Consider the following 16,701-nt stretch of genomic DNA (forward strand, 5'->3'; position numbering starts at 1 on the left):
GTCCTTTCTTTTTCCTCTAAAATTTAGGCGAATCGCACCGCTTGCGTTGCCAGCTCGCGGGCGAGTTTGTCGATATGCAACACATCATCAATTTGGCAGATTGCAATAGGGGCGATATTTTCCACCACCGAGCGATTGATCTGTTCAATCTCCGTAAAGCGAATTTGCCCGTTGAGGAACGCCTCGACCGCCACCTCATTCGCTGCATTCATTGCGGTGGTGGCATATTGCCCCTCGGCGAAAGCGTCAATCGCTAACTTCAAATTCGGGTAGCGTGCGAAATCAGGCTCAATAAAAGTCAATTCTTTGAGCTGGAAAAAATCCAGTGGGGCAACGCCCGCGTTAATTCGAGCTGGGTACGCCATTGTATGAGCAATCGGGGTTCGCATATCGGGATTCCCCATTTGGGCGATCACCGAACCGTCAATATAACGCACCATTGAATGAATGATCGATTGAGGGTGGATAATAATTTCCATTTCGTCCGCCGAGGCGTTGAACAGCCAGCGAGCCTCAATATATTCCAAGCCCTTGTTCATCATTGTGGCGGAATCCACCGAAATTTTTCGCCCCATTGACCAGTTCGGGTGAGCCACCGCCTGCTCAGGCGTGATCGAGCCAAATTCCGCCAAAGGTTTGGTGCGGAACGGGCCACCCGACCCCATTAGCACGATTTTTTGGATCCCTAAATCCGCAAGGGGGCAGAAACCGACCTGCTGTTGAGCCTCTGGCGGTAGCGATTGGAAAATCGCATTATGTTCGCTGTCCACGGGCAACAATTTCGCCCCCGATTTTTTCGCTTCATCAATAAAAATCTGACCGCAAGTTACCAGCGACTCTTTATTCGCCAAAAGCACCCGCTTGCCAGCCTGCACCGCCGCAAGGGTCGGCAACAAGCCTGCCGCCCCGACAATAGCCGCCATTACCATATCCACTTCGGGGTGAGCAGCAAGATCGCAAATCGCCTTTTGCCCTGCCACCACTTCGGTAGCGATTTGCCGTTGTTTCAGCTGCTCGGCGAGTTGTTGAGCCGCAGGTGCATCATCAAGAGCGGCAAATTGTGGACGGAATTTTTCGCACTGTTCCACCATCTTCGCCACATTTTTACCCCCTACCAGAGCGAAAACTTGATATTGTTCGGGATTTTGTTCCACCACCGAAAGGGTACTGACCCCGATTGAGCCAGTTGAGCCGAGAATTGTGAGTTTTTTCATCTTTTATTCCTGTGAATTTTTAGAAATCCTACCCCTTGCTATTCTTCTCTTAACGCCTGAGAGAAACTTTGCAACCCTTGCGAATTGCTGGATTTTGCCATTGCTTGCAGGGCTTGGGTGGGGGCGTGTAGTAGGCTGTTGGTGAGTTTGTAGCTCAACTCTTGTAGCACTTTTTCGCTCTCTTGCCCTTGCTGAATGGCTTGGATTGCCTTGGTGAGTAAATCAAGGCGAGTCTGTTCCGCTTGTTGGCGGTAGCGTTTGATCAGGTCGCTGGATTGCAACTGTTTTAGCCATTCAAAAAAGGCTTTGCACTCTTGCTCGACAATCTGTTTCGCTTGTTCCGCCGCTTGTTGGCGTTGTTCAAGATTGCGTTGAATGATGTTTTGCAAATCATCAACGCTGTATGCATAAACGCTGTCTAATTCGCCCACTTTTTCATCAATATCACGCGGCACGGCAATATCAATCAGTAGCATTGGGTCAAAGTGGCGTTGCTTTTGAGCCTCTTTCACCATTGCTTGACTAATCAACAGATCAGGGCTGCCCGTTGAGCTAATTACCACGTCCGCTTGGTTCAAGCCTACCTGCAACGCACTCAGCGACAGAATTTGCATCGGCGTGTTTAGCCGTTCGGCAAGATCTTCCGCCCGTTGAGCGGTGCGGTTGGCGATCATAATGTTCTTCGCCCCGTGCTGTACCAAATAGCGAGCCACCAGCTCAATGGTTTCGCCTGCCCCTACGAGCAAAAAGCGTAATTTGCCGAAATTGTCAAAAATTTGGCGAGCCAATCCGCACGCAGCGTAAGCCACAGACACCGCACTATTGCCGATTTCCGTTTCAGAACGCACCCGTTTTGCGGTGGCAAAGGTGCGTTGGAACAGGCGAGAAAGTTTGGTCGAAATCGAAAGATTTTGCGATTGATAGAATTCTTCTGCGTCTTGGTAGGCTTGTTTTACCTGCCCCAAAATTTGCGGTTCGCCCAAAATCAACGAATCCAATCCGCACGCCACCTGCATTAAATGGCGAGCTGCCTCAAAATTCTGTTTGAAATAGAGGCATTGGCGAAGTTCCGTTTGGTCGAGCTGATGAATTTCGGCAAACCATTGAAAACAGCGTTCCCGCCACGCTAAATTTTCGGGGTGATCCTCTTGGGGGGGAATTTGCGACTGATGAAAATAGAGTTCGGTGCGGTTGCAAGTGGACAAAATCACCACGCTTTCAGCCAGTTGCTGCTGTTGAATTTGCGAAAAGGCTAATTGACGCTTGTTTTCCACAAACGCCACTTTTTCCCGCAAACCGACTGACGCCGTTTTATGATTGATGCCTAACGCTAAAATTGTCATCTTGCCCACACAAAAAGAAAACAGTGAAAAATCACTGTTAAAAAAGGGTTACATTTTAATGAAATCAAGGAATAGGTGCAAATAAATTGGCAAAATATGTTTATTTGGCATTATTCCCCGATTTCAGCATCGCCATCAAATTCGCCACGTTGTTGGAAACTTTTTCTTGTTTTTGGGTTTCAGTAAGTTGCGGTTTGTCGCGTTCCCATTGTAGATCGTCTTGGGGTAATTCGAGCAAAAAGCGGCTGGGTTCGGGTTTGATGATTTCGCCGTATTGTCGCCGTTCTTTGCAGAGCGAGAACGTGAGGGTTTGTTGGGCGCGGGTAATGCCCACATAGGCGAGACGGCGTTCTTCTTCCACGTTGTCTTCGTCAAGGCTGGTTTGGTGGGGCAAAATCCCTTCTTCCATTCCGATCAAAAAAACGTGGGGAAATTCCAGCCCTTTTGAGGCGTGTAGGGTCATCAGTTGTACCTGATCGCTCTCGTCATCGTCTTCGCCCCGTTCGAGCATATCTCGCAAAGTGAGGCGATTAACCACTTGCACCAAACTCATCGGGGCTTCAATTTCATCGCCCTCTAACATTCCTTCCACCCACTCAAATAGGGTTTGCACGTTGCGGCTCTGCATTTCCGCCGCTTTCGGGGTGGTGGCGGTTTCGTAGAGATACGCCTCATATTGGATCTTCGCCAACATTGCTTGAATTGCATCTTTTGGCTCGGATCGCACCGCTTGATCGCTCAATTCCACAATCCAACGCCCGAAATCTTGCAGGGCTTGATAAGGTTTGGGCGTGAGGCGTTGAATCAGCTCAAAATCAAAAATCGCTTCAAACAGGCTAACCTGCTTTTCATTCGCCAACTGCCCTAATTTTTCGAGAGTCGCCGCCCCGATTTCTCGTTTGGGGGTATTGACGATCCGCAAAAATGCCGCGTCATCATCTTGATTCACCAGCAACCGTAAATAAGACATCATATCCTTGATTTCCGCCCGTGAGAAAAAGGACGTGCCGCCCGAAATTTTGTAGGGAATACGGTTTTGCATTAGCAATTTTTCCAGCAGGCGAGATTGGTGGTTGCTGCGGTATAAAATCGCATAATCTTTATATTTGGTTTTGTGGGAAAAACGGTGGGCAATCAGCTCGCCGACAATCCGTTCCGCCTCGTGTTCTTCGTTTTTCGCTTCAATCACATTCAACTTTTCGCCCTCGCCCAGTTGCGAGAACAGCCGTTTTTGGAAGATGTGATCGTTGTTGTCGATCAGAATGTTGGCACAATGCAAAATCCGCTGGCTAGAACGGTAGTTTTGTTCCAATTTAATCACGTTCAAATGGGGAAAATCGGTGCGTAGCCGCTGCATATTTTCGGGCTTCGCCCCCCGCCACGAGTAGATCGACTGATCATCATCGCCCACCACGGTAAAATTCGCCGCCGATCCCACGATCAACTTAATCAACTCGTATTGGCTAGTGTTGGTGTCTTGATATTCATCGACCAACAAATAACGAATTTTCGCCTGCCAACGAGCCAAAGCTTCCCCATTTTGGCGGAACAGCAACACGGGCAACATAATCAAATCGTCAAAATCCAACGCATTGTAGGCTTTGAGCTGATTTTGATATTGCAAATAAAAGTGGGAAAACACCCGCTCGCGATCATCTCGCACACGGCTCACCACCATTTCAGGCGAGAGCAGATCGTTCTTCCAGCGAGAAATGGTGGAAATCAAAGCTTTGAGCAGATCTTTATCTTCCGTTACATTTTCAGGCAATAGGTGTTTGAGCAGGGCAAGCTGATCGTGTTCGTCAAACAGCGTCATTCCCGCCTTGTAGCCGAGGGTTTTATGCTCTCGTTTCAAAATTTCAAAGCCGAGAGTGTGAAAGGTGGAAATGGTTAGCCCCTTGCTATTTTCCTTGCCAATCGAATGGGCGACCCGCTCTCGCATTTCGCGAGCGGCTTTGTTGGTAAAAGTAACGGCGGCGATCTGCTTCGGCGAGTAGCCACAATGGGCAATCAAATGGGCGATTTTGTTGATAATCACCCGAGTTTTGCCCGATCCAGCCCCTGCTAAAACAAGGCACGCCCCCTCGGCATATTCCACCGCTTGTTGTTGTTGTGGGTTGAGTTTCATTCTTTGATTTTTCGCTAAAATTGACGGATTGCAAGCGGTAGGATTTTAAGGATTTTTTGGGAATTGTCGATACGCAATCGTGGATTTGTTACGCTATTGTTAGCCGTTGGTTATTGGCGTTATAAGAAAATTTTTCCAATTTATTGCATAAAAAATAAACGTTGATCTAGATCATTTCGACTGCATTTCAAGGGCGAAAATGAAGTCAATTTGGGTAATAATTTCATCAGATAAATTATTTCAAATTAAGAGGAAGTCCTTATGGCAAACAATCCAAAAAATGCACAACCCTATGATGCACAAGCCGAAGTGAATCAACTGGTTGAGAACGGTTTAAAAGCGTTGGAAAAATTCCGCGAGCTAAACCAAGAGCAGGTCGATTACATTGTGGCGAAAGCCTCAGTCGCCGCCCTTGATAAACACGGTGTATTAGCGTTACACGCCGTGGAAGAAACGGGGCGTGGTGTGTTTGAAGACAAAGCCACCAAAAACCTGTTTGCGTGCGAATATGTGGTAAACAATATGCGTCATCTCAAAACTGCTGGTGTGATTAGCGAAGATGATGTAACAGGCATTACCGAAATTGCCGATCCCGTTGGCGTGATTTGTGGCATTACCCCAACCACCAACCCAACTTCAACCACCATTTTCAAAGCGTTAATCGCCCTCAAAACCCGCAACCCGATTGTGTTTGCGTTCCACCCGTCTGCTCAACAATGTTCTGCCCACGCGGCGCAAATCGTGTATGAAGCAGCGGTCGCCGCAGGCGCGCCAGAACATTGTGTACAATGGATTCAAACTCCGTCAATGGAAGGCACATCGGCGTTAATGAAACATTCAGGCATCGCCACCATTCTTGCTACGGGCGGTAACGCAATGGTTGAGGCGGCTTACTCTTGCGGTAAACCCGCCCTTGGCGTAGGGGCAGGAAACGTGCCAGCCTATGTGGAAAAAACTGCCAACGTGAAACAAGCGGTTTACGATATTGTAATGTCGAAATCTTTCGATAACGGGATGATTTGTGCCTCTGAACAGGCGGCGATTGTGGATAAAGAAATCTACGCCGAGTTTGTGAAAGAGATGCAATCTTACGGCGTTTATCTCGTTAATAAAAAAGAGAAAGCCTTGCTCGAAAAATATATTTTCGGGGTGGATAAAGCCGACAAAGCAAGCTGTTCTGGGGCAAAACTCAATTCAGCGGTGGTGGGTAAACCTGCGGCGTGGATTGCCGAACAAGCGGGCTTTTCTGTGCCAGCCAAAACCAACATTTTATTAGCCGAATGTAGCGAAGTGGGCGAAGCCGAACCTCTTACCCGAGAAAAACTCTCGCCAGTGCTTGCCTTGCTTAAATCAGATTCAACCGAAAATGGTCTCGCCCTTGCCGAAGCAATGGTCAATTTCCACGGCTTAGGACATTCCGCGGCGATTCACACCCAAAATAAAGATCTCGCCAAAGAATTTGGCGAACGTGTCAAAGCCATTCGTGTGATTTGGAACTCTCCGTCAACCTTTGGTGGTATCGGCGATGTGTATAATTCTTTCTTACCGTCCTTGACCTTAGGTTGTGGCTCTTACGGTAAAAACTCAGTCGGCAACAACGTGAGTGCCGTGAATTTAATCAACATCAAACGTGTGGGCAGACGGAGAAATAATATGCAATGGTTTAAAGTGCCATCAAAAATCTACTTTGAGCGTGATTCGATTCAATATCTAAAATCAATGCACGATGTGCATAAAGTGATGATTGTAACCGACCGCTCAATGGTGGATCTCGGCTTTGTGGATCGCATTACCGACCAACTTCGCCAACGCCGTAACAAAGTGATGATTCAACTCTTTACCGATGTTGAGCCAAACCCAAGTTTACAAACGGTGGAAAGAGGCACAGAGCTAATGCGTAGCTTCCAGCCTGATACCATTATCGCCCTCGGCGGTGGCTCGCCAATGGACGCGGCGAAAATTATGTGGTTATTCTATGAACAGCCAGAAGTGGATTTCCGTGATTTGGTGCAGAAATTTATGGACATTCGCAAACGTGCGTTCAAATTCCCACAATTAGGTCGCAAAGCGAAATTTGTCGGTATTCCAACCACTTCGGGTACGGGTTCAGAAGTCACGCCATTTGCCGTAATTACAGACGGCGATATTAAGTACCCGCTTGCGGACTACTCACTTACCCCAACGGTGGCGATTGTTGATCCCGCCCTTGTTATGAGCGTGCCAGCTCACGTTGCGGCGGATACGGGCTTAGACGTTTTAACCCACGCCACTGAGGCTTACACCTCAATCTTGGCAAACGACTACACGGACGGTTTAGCCCTACAAGCGATCAAATTAGTGTTTGAAAACCTTGAAAAATCAGTGAAAGAGTTCGATGAAGTGGCTCGCGAAAAAATGCACAACGCCTCAACAATGGCGGGAATGGCATTCGCCAATGCATTCTTAGGCATCTGCCACTCAATGGCTCACAAAATCGGCGGCAAATTCCACACCGTACACGGTCGCACCAATGCGATTTTGCTACCGCACGTCATTCGCTATAACGGCACTCGCCCAACCAAAGTGGCAACGTGGCCGAAATACAATCACTATGTGGCGGATGTTCGCTTCCAAGATATCGCCCGTACCTTAGGCTTACCTGCCTCAACCCCAGCGGAAGCGGTGGAATCTTACGCGAAAGCAGTACACGATCTCGCCGTGCGTTGTGGGGTGAAAATGTCCCTGCGTGATCAAGGTGTCGATGAACAAGCCTTCCTCGCTGCCCGCCGCGAACTCGCCCTACACGCCTTTGAAGACCAATGCACCCCTGCCAACCCACGCTTGGCAATGGTGGAAGATATGGAAGAGATTATGACAAAAGCCTATTATGGGAAATAATTTCTTTTAAAATCAAAGGGATAAAAATTTAACCAAGTGTAAAATATCTATTTTGTGCCTATATAGCAACGTGCTGTATAGGCATTTTTATATTGAATATAAAAAACCGCCATTTTAGGCGGTTTATATTAAAATTCATCTGTACTAATTATCATACTCTGATGAAATTTCTGCTTGTAATTTATCCAGTTGCTTGATAAATTCTTTACATTGTTTAGATTGTTTTGCTTTACATTCTACATAAAGTTTTTCACAAGCTCTACCCGCCTTAGTTGCACTAGCATCTTGCCCCATTGCTTCTATGCAGTAATTTGCTGTTTTCTTACTTGGTTTAAGAGGTTGTTTTGCTTCACTTGCAAAAGTAGTAGAAGTAAACAACGTTAATAAAGTAACGAATGGAATTAAAGTTTTCATTTTTAAATCCTCAATAATACAGTAAATAATAATTAGAATCCTCTTAATAATTCATAGTCAAAATTAGTATTAATAGGCTTGTTCTTATTACATTCAACATCAGCCAATTGTTTACCATTTTTTAATACAAGAACACCTGATGACTATCCATCAGAATCCCCCCTAATAGCACTAGATGTATAAATAACATAAGAATACTTTCCATTTACCATTTCTAATGATGTATTTGTATATCCAGTACCAATAGAATGCTGACTTTGCTCACGCCCTATAATTTGTGAAATAGGGTTTTTAAAAGTAAGTTCTTTGGTATTTGAACCTACTTTACCAAAAGAATAAATATAATCATTGCCTGATTTCAAAACTGAAATCATCTTATTATTTTTAGTAATACAAGAAAAAACAGTGTCTGCTGCACTCGCAATTGACGGCATCACTAAAAAAGATGCTAAAATAAGTTGTTTAATTTTCATAAAATCATACTCCTAAATTTATTTTGCAGGGGGGATATGTGTTATATCTGTCAAGATATAACACACCCCAGTATACTGGGGTGCCTTGCACAACGATAAGGTGGTTAAAAATTAAACCCACTAGCAAAACGTCCTAAATAACAATTCCTAGCATTTTTGTGTTCTTCCTTGCTTGTGTTTTTACTCAACTATCTCAAAATAATCCTTAAATTACTTTCTAAGGATAAGTTATCTTTTCTTAAACCACCCGCTTGTTTATTTAATCAGCGAGTAATGCCAATCGTAAAACAATACTTTCGCCGTTTTGTAATGGGCGGTCGATACTTCCCGTTTCAAGGCAAATCATCTGTTGGTAGTCATTAGGGGTCATATCGCTCATTGCTTTATGCCACGGATTCCATAACACCAAATTACTCGCCCCTTGCTGTTCAAGCATAATTTGGCGTTTTAAACTGTCATCCACAATGCGGTTTTGCTTGTGTGAGGGTGGGATCGAATAGACACAATCAATATGCTGATCAATTTTTCGTGATGAAGGATAATTTTCTTGCTGTTGCGTAACACAGTTCAAACCCTGCTGAGGTAAATGGGTTACTTCCACTTGATGAATATCGCCCACTCTAAAATAGCTATGTAGCACCGCTTGTGCCAGCTTTTCGCCATAATGGGTGAAAGTTAATTCACAATCTTGCGTAAAATTGATTTCTAATTGGGCTTGTCGTTGATTTTGCTGATTAAGATAATGAAATTGCAACCAGACACTATTTTCGTTCACTTTATAATCATTTAATGCCCATAAATCAAGGCGTGCGGTGCCGTGAGCGGGTTGCTGAATACCGCCAAACCAAGGATAGCAAAGGGGAATACCACCACGAATTGCGGTGCCTCGTTGAAAAGAGGCGATGTTGCTCAGCCATAATATATCGTGCTTGGCTTTTTGGGGCTTCCAACTTAATAATTGTGCCCCCTGCAAAGCAATTTTTGCCTCGCCCACGGAATGTTTAATGACTAATACAGGAATGTCATTATAGTGAAATAAATTCAGCTCTGGGGTGAGAGATTTAATATGAGTAATTTTTAGCATAGTGGTTAATAAAAAGATTGCCCTGTTCGGATTTGTTGGCTCATTTTTTTCATATCGTTAGAAGTATGTTGATAAAAATAACGATAAGAAGCACACAAATAATTATGTTTAAACGATTCATTTGGCAATTTAACAATACGATGTTTGGGGCAACCGCCATAGCATAATGTTTTAAATTCACATTGTAGGCAAGTTTGCGTTAATTGGTTAAATTTTGCATTACCAAATTTTTTTTGTGAGGAAGAAAGTACTAATTCTGTTAAAGATTGCTGATTTAAATTACCTAGCTGATAATCGGGATAAACAAAATGATCGCAACTATACACATCACCATTGGCTTCCACCACCAGCGATTTTCCGCAAGTAGGCTGATGCACACAACTGCTAGACGGATACCCTAGCCATTGCCCTAATAAATTATCAAATTCCAAGACAAAAATACGCCCAATATCTTGCTTTTTCCACTCATTAAAAACATCAATTAAAAATCGCCCGTATCCTTCGGGTGGTACGGAAAATGGTTGCATTTCCGTCTCGCTCTTCTGTTCAACAATAGGAATAAACTGCATAAAAGTAGAACCCAGCTCTTTCAATGCAAGGTAAGTTTGTTTGCCTTTTTGCCAATTTTGATCATTGATGACCGTCAGTGTATTGAAATCCACCTGATACTGCTTTAACAGTTCAAGGGATTTTAGCACCCGTTCAAAGGTGGGTTGCCCTTGTTGGGTAATTCGATAACGATTATGCACGGCGCTTAGCCCGTCAATGGATAGCCCAATCAAAAATTGGTGCTGTTTAAAAAATTCGACCCACTGCCGATTTAATGCGATCCCATTGGTTTGAAAAGCATTGGTGATAGTTTTGCCATTAGCAAAAATTTGTTGAAAACGTACCGCTTGTTTAAAAAAATCTAAGCCTAATAAGGTCGGTTCGCCCCCTTGCCACGCAAATTCCACCCGATTTTCTGAATGTGATTCAATATAATTTTTGATATAATTTTTTAAGGTGTCCAACGACATAAAAGGCGTTTGTTTGCCAAAATGTTGTTCTTTTTCCAAATAAAAACAGTACTCACACTGAATATTACAATGAAAACTACTTGCTTTTGCCATTAAATGAAAAGAAGTTTTAGCGTTGGAAAATGACATTTTTATTCCTTAAAAAACAATATCACTCTTTTTTTCTTTGTCGTGGTAAAACATCATTAAATAAATGATTCTGTTTTAATTTTTTACTCATCCGAATGGCGGTTTCTGTTTCACAACCTGCATATTCGGCAATTTCTCGATAAGTCCAATTATAATGGGGGAAGTTGGTGGTTAAAAAATGTAAACTATCCGCAATACGATCGAGGGTATTTAAATACGCACTTTTCGCCAATCGTTCTTCCGCATCTTTTAATTCGTTTGCCAATGTTTGCATTAGCATTTTATTAAACACCACATTTTGATCCCAAAATTTATCAAGATTATCGGGGCGAATTTGAATAATATCTGCCTCAATTAACACTTTTGCACAACAGTGATATTGTGAATCACCCAGTCCAAATAATGTACGAAAACCAAAATAATCCCCCTGTTTATCAACGCGAGCTAAACACTCTTTACCATTGTCGAGGGTATGAAAAAGCCCGACTAATCCTTGCTTAATAAAGTAGAAACCTTGTGCGGTTTGCCCTTGTTGATAAACCACCATCCCCTTTGACATTCGGTGTAGATTGGTTAATTTGCAAGCATTAAGAGATTCTGGATAAATCTGATTTTCATTCATCATCGCGTATCCTTTTGCAGTGAGACATTTTGGTGCTAAATCATATCGGTAAATCAAAAGCGATCAATTTTGTTACAATTTGATCGCTTTTTTAACCATCATAGCCGATATTGTTAGCAGATTTCAATCACACTTGCAATGAGAGTCGCGTCAATAAATGCCATCGAAATTTAACTAGATCTCGTTGATAATTCGATATACCCAATTTTCAAGGGGATCGTTAAGGCGTTGCATTTCGGCTCGCATTTCTTCTAACATCTCTTTTTTGATCGCACGATAATTGTCGTCATAAAATAAATTATGCATTTCTGCGGGATCTTGACGAATATCGTAAAGTTCGCATACATCCGTGGCATTAAACACTAATTTATAATCTTTCCGCCGCCACATTCGTTGCTCAAAATAGACAAAATGCCCAGCTAATTGCCCCAAAACCCCTTTACGTTGATTAGCTTGATTTTGGCGAGTGATCGGCAAAATCGTTTCGCCTTGGAAAGCCTCGGGGATTTTTTGCTCTGCAACATCGTAAACCGTTGAGGTGAGATCGTGTAAATAAACCAGATTATCATCTTCCTGATTCACCCGATTCGACTGAGGATCTTTAATAATCAACGGAATATTGTAGGTGGATTCAAACATAAATTCACCTTTCTCAATCATTCGATGTGCGCCCATTGCATCGCCGTGATCTGCGGTGGCGACAAGGAAAGTATTTTCGTACAAATTATTTTCTTCTAAGAAAGCAAATAATTCGCCGATCGCATCGTCGATCATCGTGATGTATCCCCAGAATTTAGAAATCACCTCACGCCAACGATCTTCACTGGCTTCCCACATTCCCCACATTTTAGAAATTGTGCGGAAATGCCCTGGTTTGCCTTCAAGCGGTGTGAAAAAACTTTCATCTAGCACGATCTGATTCGGATCATACATTGAATAATAAGGCTCTGGCACTACGCAAGGTGTGTGCGGCCCCCAAAAGTTGATCCACGCAAAAAATGGTTTGCCCTCATTCAGCGATTCTTGGATATAACGTTTCGCTTCATCAATAATGAAGTATTCAATCGTTTCTTCCCTCGTCCCCGAAAGCAAGCCACATAGCTCTTGCGTACGCAAATGGGGATTATCGCCAAAATAGGCTTTACTCACCGTGGGGGCTTCATAGCCTTTTTCGAGCAACCATTCTCGATAGCGATTGGAATGGGTTGGGGGTTGATTAAACACCAAATTTTTGTACACACCACTTCCAGGGTAGCCATAACCATCAAAATTATGCCCTTTAATCTCATAATCTTCGGGAACGGATTTCGTGCCAACGTGCCATTTGCCGACAACATAGGTGTTATATCCCTCTAAACGGGCAATATTTGGCGATGTTTGGCTAATTTCACCAATCCCGCCTTTTTCCCCATTTTTGATAATGCCGTGGCTAGACGGCATTAACCCAGTAAAAAGCGAGGTTCTGGCAGGGCCACAGACGGAAGCAGGCGTAAAAGCGTTGTTAAATCGAATCCCATCTTTGGCGAGTCGATCTAAGTTGGGCGTTTTAACGAGTTTATGCCCATAAGTTCCCAACATATCTTTTCGCACCTGATCTAACAGAATATAAATAATGTTATTCATAGCCTAACCTTTTTTTGGACGACCAAACAAAATAATCGTTGCCACTTGTAACACTGCATAAATACCTAAAATTAAGGTCGCATTTCCCTCTGGGGAAGCCAATCCAAGCGGTGATAAAACAGCGTAAAGTGTGATTAACCCTAAAACGAGTGAAATTACCGTTACTTTCGCATATTCCCAATGGCTTAAATCAACGTCAGAATGATTCACGGTTGATTCTTGATATGGGGTGGCACGTTTTAAGAATTGCCCTAATACGAGCATTAACACTACATCAAAGACGAATAGCGATGCCATCACATAAACGAAATTCCATTTCACTTGGAAAACCCAAACAATACAGAAGTAAAGGATAACGTGTACTAATAATGCAATGCGAGCTGCCAAGCCTGATACGGTTTTATTAAATAATCCCACCGCAAATAACGCCACAATCGGAATATTCACAAAGCCAGCAAAACGTTTTGTCAGCAAGAAAATCCCTTCTGTGCCATACATCAATAAAGGGGCAATAATAATGGTTACTACTGCCATTATTGCCGACACTTTTTTGGCTAATAAAATCAATTCTGAATCAGAACGTTGTTTTTTACTGATAGATGGCAATAAATCTTTACAGAAAATAGTTGCCGCAGAATTTAAAAATGAATTGAACGTACTTAACACTGCCCCAAATAAGGCGGCAACAAAGAAACCTTGTAATGCGGTTGGTAGCACTTTATTCACTAATTGTGGATAAGTACCATCCATTTTTTGCCCTTCGCCTAAAATATGGAAACTGAGCAAGCCAGGTAAATTCAGAATAATTGGCAATAACAGCAAGAAAAGTGCCGCAATTAAAATACCTTTTTGACCCGCTTTTAAATCTCTTGCCCCCAATGCACGTTGCACAATGGCTTGGTTGGTGGTCCAGTAGAAGAAGTTTACAATTAAAATTCCCGTAAACATCGCAGGCCAAGGCACAGCATCAGTTGCACTACCAATGGCATTGAATTTTTCAACGTGGGTGGTAGTAATGATTTTCAATCCCGCAGAAATACTGCCATATCCCAAATAGCTCAATGCAAAAATCGGCACTAGCAAAGCCCCGATGACCAAAATAATCGCATTCCAAGTGTCCGAAACCGCAACCGCTTTCAGCCCACCAAAGATCGCATAAATTGCCCCCACAATTCCAATCGCAACCACCGTATAAACAATCGCCTGTCCATAACTTAGCCCAAAAATCGTTTCTAAATTAAAGACTTTGTTAAAAGCGATCGCCCCTGTATAAAGTGCGGTTGGGATCACAATAAACAGATAGAACACTAAGAAAAGCGTGGACATAATTAAGCGTGTTTGACGGTCAAAACGATTTTCAAAGAATTCTGGGATCGTGGTGTATCCATTACGAATGTATTTCGGTAACAAATAAAGTGCCAAGAAGCAGAGGGGGATCACCGATTGAACAGTCCAAGCAATAATTGAGAAATTCCCCGTGTAAGAGTTGGCATTCACCCCAATAAGTTGCTCAGTGGAAAGAGAAGTCAAGACCATTGAACAGCCGATCACGACCGCACTTAACCCTCGTCCCGCCAAAAAATAGCCCTTAGATGTGGTTAAATCATCATTGCGGGTTTTATACCACGAAATCCCCGCAACAAGCCCCGTTACAATTAGAAAGCTGATTATAGTGAGAAACATACTACCCTCCTTATGTTTATTCAACTAAATCATTAAGTACCTCACAGTACGGGGCGAGCATAAAACATATACAACCGAAAATTTATGATCTTTGTCATAAGTAAAGATTTTTTATTATCGTCAATAATGTCATCAAAAGCCATCTCAAACCCTAGAACTTATTTCCACCCCATCTAGCAATTCCCCCCAAACTTCATTATAATTACGAACGATTTTCAACAACATTTTTACTTTTATTGAGGAAACTATGGAACAGTTATTCCAATTTTTGCAACAGTACATCGACTACATCATTCTCGGATTGCTCGCTTTAATGAGCGTGGTTTTAGTTTGGAAAATCGTAGAACGCGTGATGTTCTTCAAACAGCTCAACGTAAGCAATTATCAAACGGTGGAAGAGCTGGAAATCGACACCACTCGCAACCTCACCACCATTTCCACCATCGGTGCGAACGCCCCTTACGTTGGCTTGCTCGGCACGGTTATCGGCATTCTTTTAACCTTTTATCAACTCGGTCAATCGGGGGGCGACATTGATGCTGCGTCCATTATGGTGCATTTATCTCTTGCCTTGAAAGCTACGGCGGCAGGGATTTTAGTCGCCATTCCAGCGATGATGTTTTACAGCGGTTTTAATCGTAAAGTCGAAGAAAGTAAACTCAAATGGCAAGCCCTCAAAGCTCGTAAAACGGCGGTGTAAGCGGTCGGATTTCACAAAATTTTACGAGGCAAAAAATGAAAAAGTTTGACGAAATTAACATCATTCCGTTCATCGACATTATGTTGGTGTTGTTGGCGATTGTGCTGGTTACCGCCTCTTTTATTTCGCAGGGCAAAATTCAGGTAAACATTCCGCAAGCCACCACCACCCAAGCGATGAAAGCGGACGATCTCGCCAAATTGCTCACCATTAACGAGCAAAATGAATATTTTTTAAACGATAAACCGATTGAGAAAACCCAACTCGCCACGGAAATCGCCAGCTGGGACAAATCGCAAAAAGTTACCCTCAAAGTGGATAGTTCCGTGAAGTTTGAGAAATTTGTGGAATTGACCGATCTACTCGCCACCAATGAGATCAAAAACGTGGCAATCGTTACCAAAAAAGCCGCCAAATAGGATCGCCAATGAATAAGAAAAACTCTCGCACAGGGCTGGCAACCTCGCTATTACTGCACGGGGCGGTTTTTTCGGGGATTTGGTGGGTGATTAATCAACCACAGGAAAAGCCACCCGAGGAAGTCGTTACCAGTATTTCAATGGAAATGTTGGCGGCAAATTTGGAACAGCCCCAAGTGGCAGTCGCCCCCCCACAACCAGAGGAAACGCTCGCCCCCGAGCCTGAACCTGAACCCGAAAAAACGGCAGAGCCAGAACCTGTGGCTGGACCCGTTGTGATGCCAAAACCGCTTGAAAAACCAATAGAAAAACCGAAACTCAAAGAGAAACCAAAAGAGCCACCAAAGGAAAAGCCAAAGGATAAACCGAAAGAGAAGCCAAAAGATCCACCGTTGGGAAAACCGAAAGAAAAAGTGAAAGCGGAAAAGCCAGCCAAACCGATTAAGGCACTCGAAACGGGGACTGTGGCAAAAGAGGGCATTGTCGCCAAAGCCATTCCAAACGCAACGCAAGGGATCAAAGCCCAAGCAGGCGTGCCGAATGCCAAAGCAGGTGGCACATCACCAACGGGCAGTGCGACAGGCAATCCGACTGCAAAGGCAAATTCCGCAGGTAACCAAACGGCAAACAATGCCAATGCAGCATCGTCTGGCGACAATTACGCAGCCTATGTTCAAGGCTTGCAACGGCTACTGGCTCGCAAGGCGAAATCTAATTACCCGCCTCGTGAAAAAATGATGCGGAAACAAGGGATTGTAACGATCAGCTTTACCGTTTCACCGTCAGGACAGCTCACCAATGCCACGGTAATATCCTCATCTGGTGTGGCAGGGCTTGATGCTGCGGCAGTTAAAATCGCCAACAGCACAATGTACGAACCGCCAATAAACGGAAAAAATCAATTTACCGTGCCAGTAAAATTTGAAATTGAGTAGCTTGCAAGCGGTGAGGTTTTCAAAAGTTTTATATTTTT

14 protein-coding genes are annotated in these 16,701 nt (G+C 43.6%); 4 read left to right on the forward strand and 10 right to left on the reverse strand.

Translation table 11 applies throughout. The features are described 5' to 3' along the window. Positions 1 to 23: 23 nt before the first annotated feature. From ispC to rep, 3 genes are all read right to left on the reverse strand, one after another. On the reverse strand, positions 24 to 1,214 hold the full coding sequence (gene ispC / locus B0187_RS02115) for a 1-deoxy-D-xylulose-5-phosphate reductoisomerase (RefSeq protein WP_078236220.1): 1,191 nt from the start codon (positions 1,212 to 1,214) through the stop codon (positions 24 to 26). Between the two features lie 38 nt (positions 1,215 to 1,252). Then, positions 1,253 to 2,557: a glutamyl-tRNA reductase gene (hemA, locus tag B0187_RS02120; protein WP_078236221.1), complete on the reverse strand. Its 1,305-nt coding sequence runs from the start codon at positions 2,555 to 2,557 to the stop codon at positions 1,253 to 1,255. Positions 2,558 to 2,657: 100 nt separating this feature from the next. Beyond that, on the reverse strand, positions 2,658 to 4,685 hold the full coding sequence (rep, locus tag B0187_RS02125; protein WP_078236222.1) for a DNA helicase Rep: 2,028 nt from the start codon (positions 4,683 to 4,685) through the stop codon (positions 2,658 to 2,660). Positions 4,686 to 4,946: 261 nt separating this feature from the next. Here rep and adhE point away from each other — a divergent pair, with 261 nt between their 5' ends. Beyond that, positions 4,947 to 7,562: a bifunctional acetaldehyde-CoA/alcohol dehydrogenase gene (gene adhE / locus B0187_RS02130; RefSeq protein ID WP_078236223.1), complete on the forward strand. Its 2,616-nt coding sequence runs from the start codon at positions 4,947 to 4,949 to the stop codon at positions 7,560 to 7,562. A gap of 144 nt (positions 7,563 to 7,706) precedes the next feature. On the opposite strand, the gene B0187_RS02135 is transcribed toward adhE, so the two are convergent. The 7 genes from B0187_RS02135 to B0187_RS02165 all read right to left on the reverse strand — a co-directional run bounded on the left by B0187_RS02135 (position 7,707) and on the right by B0187_RS02165 (position 14,609). Next, on the reverse strand, positions 7,707 to 7,976 hold the full coding sequence (locus tag B0187_RS02135; RefSeq protein WP_078236224.1) for a hypothetical protein: 270 nt from the start codon (positions 7,974 to 7,976) through the stop codon (positions 7,707 to 7,709). Between the two features lie 143 nt (positions 7,977 to 8,119). Beyond that, complete coding sequence (locus tag B0187_RS02140) at positions 8,120 to 8,449, reverse strand: hypothetical protein (protein WP_078236225.1); 330 nt, start codon at positions 8,447 to 8,449, stop codon at positions 8,120 to 8,122. Positions 8,450 to 8,708: 259 nt separating this feature from the next. After that, entirely contained in the window at positions 8,709 to 9,533 is an 825-nt protein-coding gene (locus tag B0187_RS02145; RefSeq protein WP_078236226.1) for a D-hexose-6-phosphate mutarotase, read from the reverse strand. 5 nt (positions 9,534 to 9,538) lie between these two features. After that, entirely contained in the window at positions 9,539 to 10,681 is a 1,143-nt protein-coding gene (locus B0187_RS02150; protein ID WP_078236227.1) for an anaerobic sulfatase maturase, read from the reverse strand. A 22-nt stretch (positions 10,682 to 10,703) separates the two neighbouring features. Then, entirely contained in the window at positions 10,704 to 11,303 is a 600-nt protein-coding gene (locus B0187_RS02155; protein ID WP_078236282.1) for a Crp/Fnr family transcriptional regulator, read from the reverse strand. Positions 11,304 to 11,477: 174 nt separating this feature from the next. Next, a complete protein-coding gene (locus B0187_RS02160; protein ID WP_078236228.1) occupies positions 11,478 to 12,926 on the reverse strand; it encodes a sulfatase family protein in 1,449 nt (482 codons plus the stop codon). A 3-nt stretch (positions 12,927 to 12,929) separates the two neighbouring features. Next, positions 12,930 to 14,609 (reverse strand): solute:sodium symporter family transporter, encoded by a 1,680-nt coding sequence (locus B0187_RS02165; protein WP_078236229.1) that lies wholly within the window; start codon positions 14,607 to 14,609, stop codon positions 12,930 to 12,932. Positions 14,610 to 14,856: 247 nt separating this feature from the next. On the opposite strand from B0187_RS02165, the gene exbB reads away from it, so the two are divergent. From exbB to B0187_RS02180, 3 genes are read left to right on the forward strand one after another with little or no spacing between them, the layout of a single operon-like run. Then, positions 14,857 to 15,309: a TonB-system energizer ExbB gene (gene exbB, locus B0187_RS02170; protein ID WP_078236230.1), complete on the forward strand. Its 453-nt coding sequence runs from the start codon at positions 14,857 to 14,859 to the stop codon at positions 15,307 to 15,309. Positions 15,310 to 15,344: 35 nt separating this feature from the next. Further along, positions 15,345 to 15,728, forward strand: coding sequence for a TonB system transport protein ExbD (gene exbD, locus B0187_RS02175; RefSeq protein WP_078236231.1), 384 nt, complete (start codon positions 15,345 to 15,347; stop codon positions 15,726 to 15,728). An 8-nt stretch (positions 15,729 to 15,736) separates the two neighbouring features. Continuing rightward, complete coding sequence (locus B0187_RS02180; protein ID WP_078236232.1) at positions 15,737 to 16,663, forward strand: energy transducer TonB; 927 nt, start codon at positions 15,737 to 15,739, stop codon at positions 16,661 to 16,663. The last annotated feature ends 38 nt before the right edge of the window (positions 16,664 to 16,701 follow it).

It is taken from the genome of Haemophilus paracuniculus, from assembly GCF_002015115.1.
GTDB lineage: Bacteria > Pseudomonadota > Gammaproteobacteria > Enterobacterales > Pasteurellaceae > Haemophilus_E > Haemophilus_E paracuniculus.